Consider the following 13,720-nt stretch of genomic DNA (forward strand, 5'->3'; position numbering starts at 1 on the left):
ATAGATTTGCAAAGCTTGTTGGTAATTGCGCCTTGCCTCTTCAAATTCGCGCAATTCTTGGGCTAAGAATCCCAACTGGTGGTAGGTGCAAGCACAAGAATAGCGATCGTTAAATTCGATAGAGATTTGCAAAGCTTGTTGGTAATTGCGCCTTGCTTCTTCAAATTCGCGCAATTTTAGGGCTACCATTCCCAACTGGTGGTAGGTGCTTGCACAAGAATAGCGATCGCCAAATTCGATATAGATTTGCAAAGCTTGTTGGTAATTGCGCCTTGCCTCTTCAAATTCGCGCAATTCTTGGGCTAAGAATCCCAACTGGTGGTAGGTGCAAGCACAAGAATAGCGATCGTTAAATTCGATAGAGATTTGCAAAGCTTGTTGGTAATTGCGCCTTGCTTCTTCAAATTCGCGCAATTCTTGGGCTACATATCCCAAGTGGTGGTAGGTGCGAGCACAAGAGTAGCGATCGTTAAATTCGATAGAGATTTGCAAAGCTTGTAACCAATCTTCACGACTGCGGGAACCCAGCATCACCCGCGTTTCTCCCCCTACCAACCGCGTCAAAAAATCTTTAATTTGATTGCGTTCCGCCTCTGGTAGAGTATTTTGAATTGCCAGCGGTTGCCCAGTCACCGATTCTAAATTGTCCAGAATCAAAATATAAGATTCAGCGCGGAGTGTTTTCAGTAATTTTTGCTTTTTCGCTTCTGGCACCATCCGATGGAAGTTATCAAACCTATCATAAATTTGGTTGCCAATTTCCCAAATGATTTGCTCTAAATTCCACGCCTTCTCGTCATAGCCAAAATAAAATACATCTTTTGCAAAACCCGTCCTCTGCCACCATTGCCGTAAATATCTCAGCAGAGTCGTTTTGCCTGTTCCCCCCATTCCCTGCAACAGCAAGATATTGTGCCGCAACAACGACTTTTCAATTTTCAGAATCTCCAAATCTCGCCCGAAAAATCCATATTCCGGCGGCGTGAAGTGATACCTTTCACCTTCAGATTGCCAAAATTGCTCTTCTTCTTGTGGCGTAAACTCCCGCAGGTTGAACTTTACCGCTTGATTACTGTAAACCACAGGTAGCAACCAATCTTCCAAATCAATTTCTTGGTTGAAATAAGCTTTGCGCTTCTTGTCATGAAAAAGTTCCAGCCTACCCAGCCGTATCGCCTCGGTGATTTCCTTGTTATCAAACAGACTAGTATAAACCCGCTGCATCATCAGCTTAGCAGCATCCACAGTGACGGTATACCCCATCGCCGCCACCATCTGCATCCCCGCCGCCATCAACTGACTACCCAGACTAGTCTCTCTGTAATCATTCTCCACGTCCCCGGCAGTACGTGCCCCCCTCCCCGCTGGCGGGGAGGGGCTGGGGGTGGGGTTCTTCACCTGCTTCCCCGACTGACAAGCATTGAGAAGACACACAGGAATTCCCTTACCCGTCAACAGATTCGCCAACTCCGTCGCCTCCACCGGATCAGCATTGCCCTTAGTTTCCCCTTCCAAAAACAGAAACGCCTTCACCCCGTCGTACCGTTGCAAATCATAACGCCCCCATCTCACCTGATAAGCATAGGGCTTTGCCGTTGCCTCATTGTGGATCTCCTGATATCTCATCAACGCCCCGTGGGCATCAAAATGGATGATGTGATAAAATCCCGCGCCTTTTTCTTCCAAATGTCTTGCGAGTGCTTCATAAGTACCCGGACGCAATAACTCCACGTTTACCGCCAACTGACTATTTTCAATCGCCTCAATCAGTGGTCGCGAAATGGTACGATAACCAACATCTTGTTCTTCATTCGGTCGCGCTGTTACCACCAGCAAATTAATCACTGGCGACTGTGGAACATCCGCCTGCTTTGCCCCACGTTTAATACTCTTGCGTACCATCACACAGTCTACCGCCAGTGGTCGCGGAAAACCAGGTTCCCACAGCGCCTCCCAATGCAGTGCTTGAAATTCCGGGGTTTTACCCACAATTTCTATCTGTAGCGGGTTCTGCCCTTTCCGCAGTTGCTGATATTCGCTGTAGGCACTTCTATCTGTAAAAACTTGGTTAAATAAATTCTCTCCGTACTTTTTAATACTTGCTGCTGCCCTCTGAGCTATAGTAGTATCACTAAAGGGAAACTCCAGCCACTCTTCAAAATACCACTCCAGTTCTTTTTCTTCCTTGGTAGTGAATGGCTCAGTAATGGTAACAAAGTATTCTTCCCCTGCAAATCTGAGAGTTGCCTCAAATCCGGTTTCGGTTTTTCCTTCTTCCCGAATCGTGATCACTGGCATGGCGTGACACTTTTGATAAAAGTAAGGATATCTAGGTATAGACTACACATTCACTGCTTGTGTTTCCAGAGTAAAGCCGCCATAGCCGACAAGGCAAAAAGGCACACCTACCTTATAGATGTGTTAATCTGTGGTTTTATTTTCATCCAATTGGCTTTTGCAATCTTACTCCATGAGCAAAAGTTCACAAAGAAGGAGGATTTTGGTTCTTCCTTCTGCCTTCAGCATAGCTGCCTTATTTTCAAGGGAAGTTAATTGAAAAAACGGAGAACTTTTGTCTGTTTTAACCGACTTTAGCTATAAGCCAGAAATTTTAATTTCTTGTGGTAGTATGGAGAATTTCTGATGATACACCATTTAATAGACCGAGTAGGTGATTGGAATCCTCAATTATTCCGAGAACTGAAAGGACGCCTCAAAGGTTTTAACGTAGCAATTGCAGTTGTCTTATCACTACTTGGTCAACTGGTACTATTCCTTTATCAATTACAAGATTTCCCTGGAGAAACACATTCACTAGTCGGCAAGTACTGTCGTCAGCGTCCATTTTACGAACAGCAACAAAGCCAGATTTTTCGACAATCTAATGACCTTCACAGACAATTAGATGGTTATAGAAATACTCAACCACTCAACTCTGATAGAATACAAGAACTTCAAGCACAAATCGCGCAAGTAAAGGCAAAAAATTCTGAGTTTGAGAGTTATTTATCCAATAATTTCTGTCCCACAGACCAACTTGATATGCAAACGTGGTGGCGGGAACATTGGGAATACATATTCCTCTCGCTAAGTGTGATTTTTATTTTCACGCTGTTAGTTGCTGGCACATACTTGCTGATTAATAACTTAGCGACAGAAGAACGGCGCGGTACGCTCAATTTTATTCGCCTCACTCCCCAATTGGAAACGAGTATTTTGACTGGTAAAATGCTGGGTGTTCCCATCTTAATTTACCTGTTCATCTTCACAGCAACGCCTTTACATTTCATTGCTGGACGTGCTGCTAATATTGCCACAAGTTACATATTAAGCTTCTGGGCTGTTCTGGTTGCTGGCTGCATTTTCTTCTACAGCGCTGCATTGCTTTTTGGTTTATGTTGTCGTGGGTTCAGTGGTTTTCAGCCTTGGTTGGGTAGTGGTGCTGTTCTATTATTTTTGATACTGACGATGCGAATAGCGTTGTCTGGTTCATCTTTAAACCATTCAACTGCTTGGTTTAGGCTGTTAAGCCCATTTGACATGACGCAGTATCTATTCCCAAACCTGTTTTTCAGGCGATATAACTCTGAACTGATAGAAAAAGTGCAGTTTTTTTATATGCCGATAGGAACAAATCTTGTCGGTTTGATTGGTTTACACTTGTTGAATTATGGCTTGTGGACTTACTGGATTTGGCAAGCACTAAAGCGTTGTTTCCGTAACCCAAACGCTACCATCCTCAGCAAGGGTCAAAGTTATTTTCTGGTCGCTTGTTCCCAAGTGATTCTTTGGGGATTTACTCTACAGTATATAGAAAACTACTGTCCCTCTACCCCTCCATACAAGTTCAGTTGTTCTATTCATGATGTGAATTACCAAATACAACAAAATTTTATTTGGCTAGTCTTCTTCAACTTAGTGCTGTTGTTTGGTTTAATTGCAATTCTCTCGCCTCACCGTCAAACAGTACAAGATTGGGCAAGGTATCGACACCATAATCTTCCTGGTCATCAAAGTGTTTGGAAAAATTCTTTGTTGCTGGATTTAATTTTAGGTGAAAAAAGCCCTCCATTAGTAGCAATGGTGATTCATCTTGTGATGGTAACGACTCCATTCGTCATTTGGGTTTTACTGGCACCTATTTTGAATGTTCATCATAGCAGAAACCTAAATTGGCTAATTAACGATGTTGGTAGGTTAAATGCCATCTTGGGTGTGGCTTTGTTTATCACCTTAATGATGATTTACGCTACGATGGCCCAGAAGATGTTGTTGATGAAAACGATTAAGCGTTCTTTCTGGGCAATTGGCACTATTGGTGCAGCAATTTTCTTGCCACCACTGATTTTAGGAATGCTTCATGTCGAACCTTCCAAATACCCTATTGTGTGGCTGTTTTCGACTTTCCCTTGGGCAAGTTTGGAGTACACTTCGACGCCAACAATTTTTATGGCTTTGTTGGCAGAGTTCAGTGTTTTGGTATTGTTAAACTTCCACTTGAGAAAGCAGGTGAGACTTGCAGGAGAGTCAGCGACAAAAGCACTAATGAGTCAATAGTTATTACACTAATCACTAATGACTAATGAAGATGTAGAGACGCGCCATGGCGCGTCTCTACAATGACTAATGACTATTTCATTGCTTTCTTGACTAATTCTGGAATTTGAGAAGGACGTTCGGCGACTGGAACTTCTGCTTGAGAAAAAGCTGCTAATTTACTTTTTGCTGTGCCAAAATCAGGATCGCGTCCTATGACAGCCGCTAAAGTTCCAGTTTGACGCCAATGTTTAACGGGTGGTGCTTGTGTTCCTGCAATATAAGCAACGACTGGTTTATCAATTGCTTCCGCAATGTAACGCGCTGCGGCTTCTTCACGACCACCACCTGGTTGACCAACTAAAACAATTGCTTTTGTGGCTTCATCTTCATCTAATATTTGTAGCCATTGCAGAAAAGAAGAACCAACGATCGCATCACTACCAATGCTGACACTAATTGACTGTCCTAAGCCAGCATTGGTTAATTCTCTAGCAATTTCGTAGGTGAGAGTGGTGCTGCGACTGAGGATACCTACTGAACCAGGCGTGTAAAATTCACTGGGTTGAGTCCCCAAGAGAATTTTCCCTGGTACGATGATCCCAGGACTATTTGGTCCTACTATCAGGGTTTCGGTTGCTTCGGTTTCGCGAAGTAATTCCACCATATCCAACGGTGGCACGCCAGGGGAGATTATGATGATTTGGCGGATATTAGATGCGATCGCTTCTAGTGCTGCATCTAGGACTTGGTACGGATGTACGCAGATGATTGTCGTATCAATAACTCCGAATTGCCCCACGACTTCCTCTACTAAGTCGAATACTGGCAAACCGTATCTTTGCTGTCCACCACATCCAGGATCGACCCCACCTACCAAATTTGTGCCTTGAGCTTTCATTTGAGCAACATGAGTTGCTGTGATATATTCACAAAAGCCTTGGAGTAACACTTTGCTGTCTGGTGTCAAATTCATAACAGGTTAATTGGTCAAAACCTTCTGTTGTATGCTGTGGACTTAGCAAGACGGACTGCTTCTGCTACCGCTTCATCCAAATTTTCTACCACCACTATAGACCCATCAGTTGGGGTTTTCAGTGTTGCGATGTATTTCCTTGCTGTCTCGAACTCAGAACCGGCAAGACGGACTACTAAGCGCGGAAAATGGCTTTCTCGACGGTTTTTGTTGCCATTAGACCTTGCCATATATGGTTTGACTTCCAGAGTGCTATTCTCCACAAAGTTACCAATGACTTCAGAGATTTCGCCAGCTTGAGAAATACTACCTAGGAAGTTAATGAGTATTACTTGAATGCTTTTGTCAGTAGTCAAGTTTTTTAAAGCTTTTTCTAAGCGACTCCTGAAGGTGGTTGGTGAAGTTTCGGTAACAGACGCATGGCGCAAATTCAAACACACACCAGGCTTTCCACCACTATTAACCACTAAGTCCAAAGTTGCCATTACCGAACCAGCACCATTACCCAAAATGGCAATTTTCCCGTGCATTTCTACGACATCCCAGTCGCCCAAATTTCTGATTGTCTCGCTACTGGTATAACGCTTTACGATTTTTGTTGCCATTTCAGCCATATCTGAGTGACGCCCAATTGCCCGTTCGTTGACGCTGATGTTACCATTGAGCGCCATAACTTGACCAGAAGAACTCACACCCAAGGGATTAATTTCCACCAAGTCTAGGTCTTTTTCTACAAATAACTGGTACATCTTTTCGATAACAGTGCTGACAGACTGTATCAATTCACCCTGCAAGCCCATTTTCAACGCCAGTCGTCGAGCATAAAATGGGGAAAATTCCTGTTCAACGACGACGTGCTGCATTTTCTCGCTGGCTGATTCCCAATCAATATCGTCTGCTTCTGTGCAACCCAAAAGTACAGGTCGGCAGACTGCTGTATCTAAAACTACAGCTAGATAAAATTCTTGTTCAGTGTCATACTTAGCTTCTGCCAGTAACACTTCTGGCAATTCCCCCAAAATGGGTAAATGAAAGATATTTTGTGCAGCGGCGATCGCATCGATAGTCGTTTCTACAAACCTGACTCCACCCGCTTTTGCTCTTTCACCCGCATGCACCTGAGATTTCAGAACAATCGGGTAGCTAATTTTTAAACGTTTTAAATCCGTGGGATGGTCAATTCGTTGCGAAGGCAATACAGGAATACCTTTTTTTGCCAACCATTCCTTAACTTGGTACTCTAATAAATCCATTGACACACACCTTTTTTGCCACAATTTCGCTCTTTGCTGCGGTGCTGTCGAAAACATTGACGCTGCACCCTAGTTGCAGGATAAAGCTTTTTTTGCCTATAAATACTTATTTTCCCTGATAAATTTTAACTAATTCAGTTTATAAGGGAAATTTATTTTTTCTCAAAACACTTACTCTTTCCAAGTAAACAAGACGCAATTAATTGCATCAGTAAATTTGCTAGTATTGCCCTTCTCAACCCTCCTTGTCAATAAACCTTGATACAACCTAACATCAAAAGCACCCTTATTTTTAGATAATTTAGCTTTTTTAAAATCTTGAGTTAAGCAATTTTAAATTTTACATGACAATTTTTCTAGATACTAAAGCTTAATTATGACACAAACACAGAGCTATTTTAGCTCACCCAAAGAATGAAATTTGAGGTAGAACGTCTGAACTAAAGGATGAAGTATTTCATTTTTTATCCTTTGTCTTTTAGACTTTCTTTTGTTCAACATTGAACAGTATTTCTATCAAATTGATTCATTGCTTGACCGAATCATTCATAATTCGTCATCCATGTTTTTTTCTTTACTTGTACCATTTGTTAGTCCTAAATGATAAGCCCTAAGCCTACGCGCCCCCTTCGTGAAGCGCGTTAGCTCCTCCGTTAGGAGGCACGGGCACGCAAAGAGCGTTCCTGAAAGTCTCTTTTCTTGGCGCTCTTGGCGTCCCTACCCTCGGGGAAGCCGCCCTGCAGGCGTCTACGCTTTGCTCGGGGGCAGGCTTGGCGGTTTATTCACGAAAAAATTGTCACAAGTCAAATAGGATTGCTATAGTTAAGATAGATTGCAAAGCATCCTTGTTTCAAAAAAGCGCATTTCGGTGTGTTAGTAATTATTAATAATTAATTAATAATAAGTCATCTTAGCAATTGGGCAGTGGAGTTAAAAAATTGACGAGTTATTCCCCGAGTGACTAACACTGTTGTCAGCAAATTGGCAAACGCAATCATGAACATAATCAAAATTTGGTAAGATGCAGCTTCGCGAGCATTAACGCCACTGAGTAACTGACCGGTGATGATTCCTGGTAGCGTCACCATACCTATGACCATCATTTGATTCAGAGTAGGAATCAATCCAGCGCGAACAGCATCTTTACGGTACTGTACAATTGCTTGTTGAGGAGTTGCCCCCAAGCTTAAGTGGGTTTCTATTTCCAAGTGGCTAGCATTAATGGTGCTGACAAGACGTTCTCCAGCAAGCGCAGCAGCATTCATAGCATTACCTAACACTATTCCTGCTAGAGGAATCACATACTGCGGTTCAAACCATCGGTCTGGTTGAATGATCAATACATTGGTATAAACCATTGTCAAGGCTGTGCTGAGGAAAATTGACCCCCACACTAAGGGCAACATCTGCGGTATTTTTTGAGTAATGCGATTTCGTGCGACAATTGCCGAAATTGTCAGCATGATTGATAAAATCGCCAAAACTGCCCAAGGATTATCTAAAGCAAAGATGAACTCTAAAACATACCCCAATACAGCAAGTTGTAGGATGGTTCTCCCTGTTGCGATCGCTAAATTTAGTTCCAGCCCTATTCTTTCCCACGCCGATAAAGCTATGGCTGCGCCCATTAATCCAACAGCACAAGCCAAATCAACGAAATCTAGCTTGATTAACTCCTGCATGGGTTTTCTACCTCTTGTGTATATGGGTTACAAGGTATAGGTTACAGGGTTCTATGTTACAGATTTTTCCCTGTCACCTGTTCGCTTTAAAAGGACTCATTGGGAACTTTAATTAAAGGTATTAGTTCTTGGTGGATATCCATCTCCTTTCACCCTAGCAAATGGTAGCCTTTTTGATAAAAAACCTAGGTAAAAACCCTTGAATGGCGTGATTTTGGGGAAAAAGACTTTCACGCGTGTTTTTGATTCAAAACTCAATAAGCGCAAATCTAACGTCGGTATCTATTTTTAACTTAAGATAAATCTCATGATTCAAAGTGTAAAACATTCCATACCAGCCTTTGACATCAAGCAACAATACAGCATTATTGAAGCAGAAGTCAGCGCAGCCGTTTTGGAGGTTCTATCTTCTGGTCGTTATATCGGCGGTCCAATAGTAGCAAACTTTGAACAACAGTTTGCCGATTATACTGGTGTGACTGAATGTGTAGGCTGTAACTCTGGTACTGATGCTCTTTTCTTAGCACTGAGAGCTTTAAATATTGGTGCAGGCGATGAAGTGATCACCACACCATTTACTTTTATCGCTACTGCTGAGGTTATCAGTGCTGTCGGTGCGGTGCCAGTGTTTGTTGATATCGACGCTACTACGTTTAATCTAAATGTAGAGGAAGTAGCAGCCGCAATTACACCCAAAACGAAAGCAATTATCCCAGTTCACTTGTTTGGTCAACCTGTAGATCTGACTGCATTGATAGATGTAGCAGAAGCACATAATTTACTCGTGGTAGAAGATTGCGCTCAGTCCACAGGGGCAAGTTGGACAGGGCAAAAGGTAGGAAGCATTGGGCACATCGGTTGCTTCAGTTTTTACCCTACCAAAAACCTTGGTGCTTACGGTGACGGGGGGGCAATAACGACTAATGACCCCGCAATCGCGGCAAAGTTACGAGTACTAAAGGAGCATGGGCAGAAAAATAGATACTATTACGAGGAAATCGGTGTCAACAGCCGTTTGGATGCCATCCAAGCCGCTATTTTGCAAATAAAGCTGCGTTATCTAGATATTTGGAATAATCAGCGCCGAAAAGTTGCATCTCGTTATCACCAATTTCTTAATCAAGTTCCTGGTATCATTGCACCCCAAGAATTAGCTGGGGGTATGGGAGTGTGGAATCAATACACCATTCGTGTACTCGGCAATAAAAGGGATTTGATTCGCAGCCAATTGCAAGAGCGGGGTGTAAACACAATGGTTTACTATCCCCACCCTTTACATTTGCAGCCTGTTTATGAAAGTCTGGGGTACAAACAAGGGCAATTGCCAGTGGCAGAGCAAGCTTGTCAAGAAGTTTTGTCTTTGCCTATGTTCCCAGAATTGTTAGAAGAACAGCAAAACCAGGTAATTTATAGCCTCAAGGATTGTTTGGCGTAGAGGGAGTGAGGGAGAGGGTGAGAGGGTGAGAGGGTGAGGGAGTGAGAGGGTGAGGGAAAATTCTCCCTCCTTCGCTCCCTCCTTCGCTCCCTCCCTCCTTCGCTCCCTCCTTCGCTCCCTCGCCGTGTCCCCGTGTCTTCTTCTAGGCGATCGCACCAGAAGTGGTGACAGTTCCCAACGCTTCCACCAAACCACGTACAACAGCAATCATTGCGACTTCGCTGTTGAGTTGGTTGATGGCAGAACCGACACCAACACCAGTAGCGCCAGCAGCAATAGCAAGGGGTGCTGTGACGCTGGAAATACCAGAAGCACACAGCACTGGAACTGACACCGCACGGGAAATTTCATAAGCTGCTGCCAAAGTGGGAGCAGCTTTTTCAATCAGTCCCAAAACTCCAGGGTGAGTTGGGTTGCTGCTTGTACCTCCTTCGGTTTGGATGATGTCTGCGCCAGCTTTCACCAGTTCCTCTGCTAACTGTACCTGTTGATCCAGTGTCAGAATATGGGGAACAGTCACAGAGAGGGTAATGTTAGGTAGGAGAGCGCGAGTTTGGTGAGTCAGCGCTAAAACTTCCTCAGCCTCAAATTTGCGTCCTTGAGCATAAAAAGAATCGAAATTACCAATTTCAATCAAATCTGCACCTGCTGCCACAGCTTGCACAAATTTCTCTGGTTCGACTGCTGATACACAAACTAGCAAATTTGTCAATCCTTTTGCCATTTGTACTAAGGTGGTATCAGCAGCGATATCAACAAAAGTCGCACCACCGTGATGGGCTGCTTTGACGGTTGCTGCTACGCGATCGCGATCGAAGTTATTCAAACCGCTGATCACTTTGAGAGCGCACCGATTGGCAAATGCACTTTGGAGAGTAGGATGCATTGTCATATTTCGTCTTTTGAAGCTTTGAAAATTAGGTTTATTCTACCGTCTCCTCGATAACAGGGGTTAGGGAGTCTGCCAAATCGCTACGGCAGTTGCCAAATCTTGATAGTCTTGTCCTTACTCCCACTTACCAAAGTTTTGCCATCTGGACTGAAAGCGACGGCAAAAACCTCTCGAGTATGCCCTTTGAAGGTGTGTACTTCCTGTCCCGTACTCAAGTTCCAGATTCTAACAGTGCTGTCATCGCTGCCAGTAGCAATTTTTTCACCATCGGGGCTGAAAGCGACAGCATTGACATCGGCTGAATGACCCGTTAAAGTGCGTATGTGGTTTCCTGTGTTCAGATTCCACACATTGACAGTTTTGTCATCGCTGGCACTAACCAATAACTGACCATCCGGGCTAATAGCAAGGGCGTTAACATCGGCTAAATGTTTGTTGAGAGTCCGTATCTCCTTTCCCGTGTTGAAATTCCACACCTTGATAGTCTGATCCCCACTGGCACTTACAATTTTGTCGCCATGTGGGCTGATGGCGATCGACAAAACTTCCCCTGAATGCGCCTTAAGGGTGCGGATTTGCTGTCCCGTACTCAAGTTCCAAACTTTGATGGTGTTATCATAACTACCGCTAACAATATTTTGACCATTCGGGCTGATGGCAACGGAATGTACCAAGGCTGTATGACCCTTCAAAGTAAGAATTTCCTTGCCTGTGTTCAAATTCCAGACTTTAATAGTGTTGTCCAGACTACCACTAACAAGAGTCTGACCATCCGGGTTAATAGCAACAGTATAAACCTTGTCTGAATGCCCTTTAAAGGTACGAATTTGTTGTCTATTATTTCGGTTCCAAAGTTTAATAGTCTTGTCATCACTGCCACTGGCTAGGGTTTTACCTGAAGGGTTGAACGCTAAGGAATTAACCTCGTTCAAATGCCCAGTCAAGGTTGGGATATGCCCCAAGCTTTGCCAATGGGCATATACACTTAACCCCAAAAGCAGGATAACGCTTGCCCCTAACAGTTTATGTTTTAACTGGATTCTCGGTTGAAGAACAGTGCTAGGAAAAACCAATTGTCTCAGGTTTATCCTTGACGGCGGCTGTGGTAAAGAAAAATCTCGTGGAATTGAGGCAGGTTGTGGCTTTTGAGGCAAATCTTGCAGAACTTCATCAGCTGATTGGTAACGATGCTCAATATCTTTTTGCAACAGTTTGTCCAATACCTGCACCAGTTGTGGAGATAAGGGGGACTTGAGATGTTGTCGCCAATGCATCACCCAACTATAGCCCTGTTCCATATAAAGCCCAGATGGGTGAATTCCTGTCAATAAATTAAAGCAAGTCACACCCAAACTAAACAAGTCACTTGCTGGATATGCACTGCCATACTTCATTTGTTCGATCGGTGCATAGCCAAAGGAACCAATGGTTGTACCTGTTTGTTCCAGAGAAGTTGCTGTTAACTGCTTGGCAACTCCGAAATCAATCAGTACTAAATCTTCCCGAAGAGATCTACGGATAATATTTTCTGGCTTAATGTCTCGATGAATAACTTGATGTTCGTGGATAAACTTGAGAATGGGTAAGAGTTCACTTAACAGTTTCCAAATCTTTTCCTCACTGAAAGTTCCTTGCTGTCTCAACTCTTGCCGTAAAGTTTGCCCGAGGATAAACTGCTGCACCAGATACAAGTAGTTATCATGCCGAAAGTAAGCATACAAAGTCGGGATATGCGGATGTTCTCCAAGCTGTTGCAACCGTCGCGCTTCTTCTTGAAAGAGTTCAGTTGCCTTAAGCAGGGCGGTGGTTCCTTGAACTTGTGGTGCTAGCTGCTTGACGACACAATGTTCATTCAGTTTGTCTTCATCTTCTGCCAAAAAAGTTCTGCCAAATCCTCCGCCTCCTAGTGGTTGGATAATGCGATAACGGTTTCGCAACTGGGGTATCAGTTGTGTGCCGCAATTTTGGCAGAAAGTGGTATCAGAATTTAGGGGCTTCTCGCAACTGGGATTGAGGCAGTAGATCATAGTTAGACGTCTATCAGCCGTTGTCATTTACTATAAAGCTTCCTCTCAATCCCTTCAAATTTCTGAATCACCAATTTTGTTAAGTTTTGCGATCAACAAAAGGTTTAGATTCCCGACTTCTGCGAAGTCGGGAATCTTGTTGTTCACCAAGGATTTAGAATTGCTGCGATCGCCTGTCGAGTCGTACGCTTCGCACAACCGCACCCCTTGTTTGTTGATTCTCTACAGTGGAATCCAATCTATCTTATCTAACCACTCTTCAGCTTCACTTGTTTCCCAAATCAAATACATTTCCTTTGCCCAACTGCTTAGAGTTCCACTGGGACGCAACCAAAGTAGTCCCCAAATGTGTCCACCAGCTGCCCAATGTTCTTCCAAATGTCCTGGAATACTTTTGCGGTTGTCTGTCACCAATAGCCTTTGGGATAACTCCAAATAGCGAAGAATATCTGGATCAAGAGTTCCTAACGATGGTGCATCTGAATCGCCCACACGTAGAATATCTATTGCAGGATTAAGGCGCAAAACAGCAATCTTAAGCTTTGTTGACAGATTTTCATCTAGTAAGAAACGTATTTTCACAAACGTTCTAGCAACTCCTGCTGTCGTTGTGCCTTTAATGCTCTTAGACGTTTCGCTAAAGGAGAAGGGTTAGCTAACGATTCCTGGTAACGCTGTTCGCGCCACTTCGCCAACCGTAACATATAAGCATCGATTTCAACACGATTATGCAGATAGTAAGTGAGCGTAGCGTAAATCTTCTCCAAATTTAGGGAAGGCAACTCCTCGAGAATCTGTTCTGGTGAATATCCTTGCAGGTAATAGTCAATCACATTGTCAATACCAATGCGATGTCCTTTGATACGGATGTCATCTGGGTCTAAAAATTCAAAATAATCTTCTAATTGCATTAGTTTAA

General features: G+C 43.5%; 10 protein-coding genes. 2 read left to right on the plus strand and 8 right to left on the minus strand.

Going from position 1 to position 13,720, the window contains the following annotated elements; all coding sequences use genetic code 11:
- Positions 1 to 2,298, minus strand: a 2,298-nt coding sequence (locus ACM0OZ_RS39475; protein ID WP_414588317.1) for a tetratricopeptide repeat protein, incomplete at its 3' end; no start/stop codon positions are given.
- 345 nt (positions 2,299 to 2,643) lie between these two features.
- Here ACM0OZ_RS39475 and ACM0OZ_RS39480 point away from each other — a divergent pair.
- A complete protein-coding gene (locus tag ACM0OZ_RS39480; RefSeq protein WP_414588318.1) occupies positions 2,644 to 4,557 on the plus strand; it encodes an ABC transporter permease in 1,914 nt (637 codons plus the stop codon).
- Between the two features lie 73 nt (positions 4,558 to 4,630).
- Here the strand turns inward: ACM0OZ_RS39480 and ACM0OZ_RS39485 are convergent, their stop codons facing one another.
- From ACM0OZ_RS39485 to ACM0OZ_RS39495, 3 genes are all read right to left on the minus strand, one after another.
- The gene (locus ACM0OZ_RS39485) at positions 4,631 to 5,512 is read right to left on the minus strand and encodes a succinate--CoA ligase subunit alpha (protein WP_414588319.1); all 882 of its coding nucleotides are present in this window, start codon (positions 5,510 to 5,512) and stop codon (positions 4,631 to 4,633) included.
- A 14-nt stretch (positions 5,513 to 5,526) separates the two neighbouring features.
- A complete protein-coding gene (locus ACM0OZ_RS39490; RefSeq protein WP_414588320.1) occupies positions 5,527 to 6,765 on the minus strand; it encodes an ATP-grasp domain-containing protein in 1,239 nt (412 codons plus the stop codon).
- A 905-nt stretch (positions 6,766 to 7,670) separates the two neighbouring features.
- The gene (locus ACM0OZ_RS39495; RefSeq protein WP_414588321.1) at positions 7,671 to 8,447 is read right to left on the minus strand and encodes an ABC transporter permease; all 777 of its coding nucleotides are present in this window, start codon (positions 8,445 to 8,447) and stop codon (positions 7,671 to 7,673) included.
- Positions 8,448 to 8,754: 307 nt separating this feature from the next.
- Here ACM0OZ_RS39495 and ACM0OZ_RS39500 point away from each other — a divergent pair, with 307 nt between their 5' ends.
- Positions 8,755 to 9,882, plus strand: a complete 1,128-nt coding sequence (locus ACM0OZ_RS39500; RefSeq protein ID WP_414588323.1) for a DegT/DnrJ/EryC1/StrS family aminotransferase — start codon at positions 8,755 to 8,757, stop codon at positions 9,880 to 9,882.
- Positions 9,883 to 10,024: 142 nt separating this feature from the next.
- Here ACM0OZ_RS39500 and ACM0OZ_RS39505 read toward each other — a convergent pair whose 3' ends face one another.
- From ACM0OZ_RS39505 to ACM0OZ_RS39520, 4 genes are all read right to left on the minus strand, one after another.
- Positions 10,025 to 10,774 (minus strand): DUF561 domain-containing protein, encoded by a 750-nt coding sequence (locus ACM0OZ_RS39505; RefSeq protein ID WP_414588324.1) that lies wholly within the window; start codon positions 10,772 to 10,774, stop codon positions 10,025 to 10,027.
- A gap of 80 nt (positions 10,775 to 10,854) precedes the next feature.
- Positions 10,855 to 12,801, minus strand: coding sequence for a protein kinase domain-containing protein (locus ACM0OZ_RS39510; protein WP_414588325.1), 1,947 nt, complete (start codon positions 12,799 to 12,801; stop codon positions 10,855 to 10,857).
- A 222-nt stretch (positions 12,802 to 13,023) separates the two neighbouring features.
- Positions 13,024 to 13,383, minus strand: a complete 360-nt coding sequence (locus ACM0OZ_RS39515; RefSeq protein ID WP_069347216.1) for a DUF5615 family PIN-like protein — start codon at positions 13,381 to 13,383, stop codon at positions 13,024 to 13,026.
- Positions 13,380 to 13,712 carry a DUF433 domain-containing protein gene (locus tag ACM0OZ_RS39520; protein ID WP_414588326.1) on the minus strand — a complete coding sequence of 111 codons (333 nt, stop codon included), beginning with the start codon at positions 13,710 to 13,712 and terminating at the stop codon, positions 13,380 to 13,382. The genes ACM0OZ_RS39515 and ACM0OZ_RS39520 overlap by 4 nt, the downstream gene beginning before the upstream one ends.
- Between the last annotated feature and the right edge of the window lie 8 nt (positions 13,713 to 13,720).

It is taken from the genome of Scytonema sp. PCC 10023 (genome assembly GCF_963920835.1).
Classification (GTDB): Bacteria; Cyanobacteriota; Cyanobacteriia; order Cyanobacteriales; family Nostocaceae; genus Kalymmatonema.

Excerpts from the sequence above, each read along its gene's own strand:
- ACM0OZ_RS39480 (WP_414588318.1), top strand. The coding sequence starts at position 2,644 with ATGATACACCATTTAATAGACCGAGTAGGTGATTGGAATCCTCAATTA.
- ACM0OZ_RS39485 (WP_414588319.1), bottom strand. The coding sequence starts at position 5,512 with ATGAATTTGACACCAGACAGCAAAGTGTTACTCCAAGGCTTTTGTGAA.
- ACM0OZ_RS39490 (WP_414588320.1), bottom strand. The coding sequence starts at position 6,765 with ATGGATTTATTAGAGTACCAAGTTAAGGAATGGTTGGCAAAAAAAGGT.
- ACM0OZ_RS39495 (WP_414588321.1), bottom strand. The coding sequence starts at position 8,447 with ATGCAGGAGTTAATCAAGCTAGATTTCGTTGATTTGGCTTGTGCTGTT.
- ACM0OZ_RS39500 (WP_414588323.1), top strand. The coding sequence starts at position 8,755 with ATGATTCAAAGTGTAAAACATTCCATACCAGCCTTTGACATCAAGCAA.
- ACM0OZ_RS39505 (WP_414588324.1), bottom strand. The coding sequence starts at position 10,774 with ATGACAATGCATCCTACTCTCCAAAGTGCATTTGCCAATCGGTGCGCT.
- ACM0OZ_RS39510 (WP_414588325.1), bottom strand. The coding sequence starts at position 12,801 with ATGATCTACTGCCTCAATCCCAGTTGCGAGAAGCCCCTAAATTCTGAT.
- ACM0OZ_RS39520 (WP_414588326.1), bottom strand. The coding sequence starts at position 13,712 with ATGCAATTAGAAGATTATTTTGAATTTTTAGACCCAGATGACATCCGT.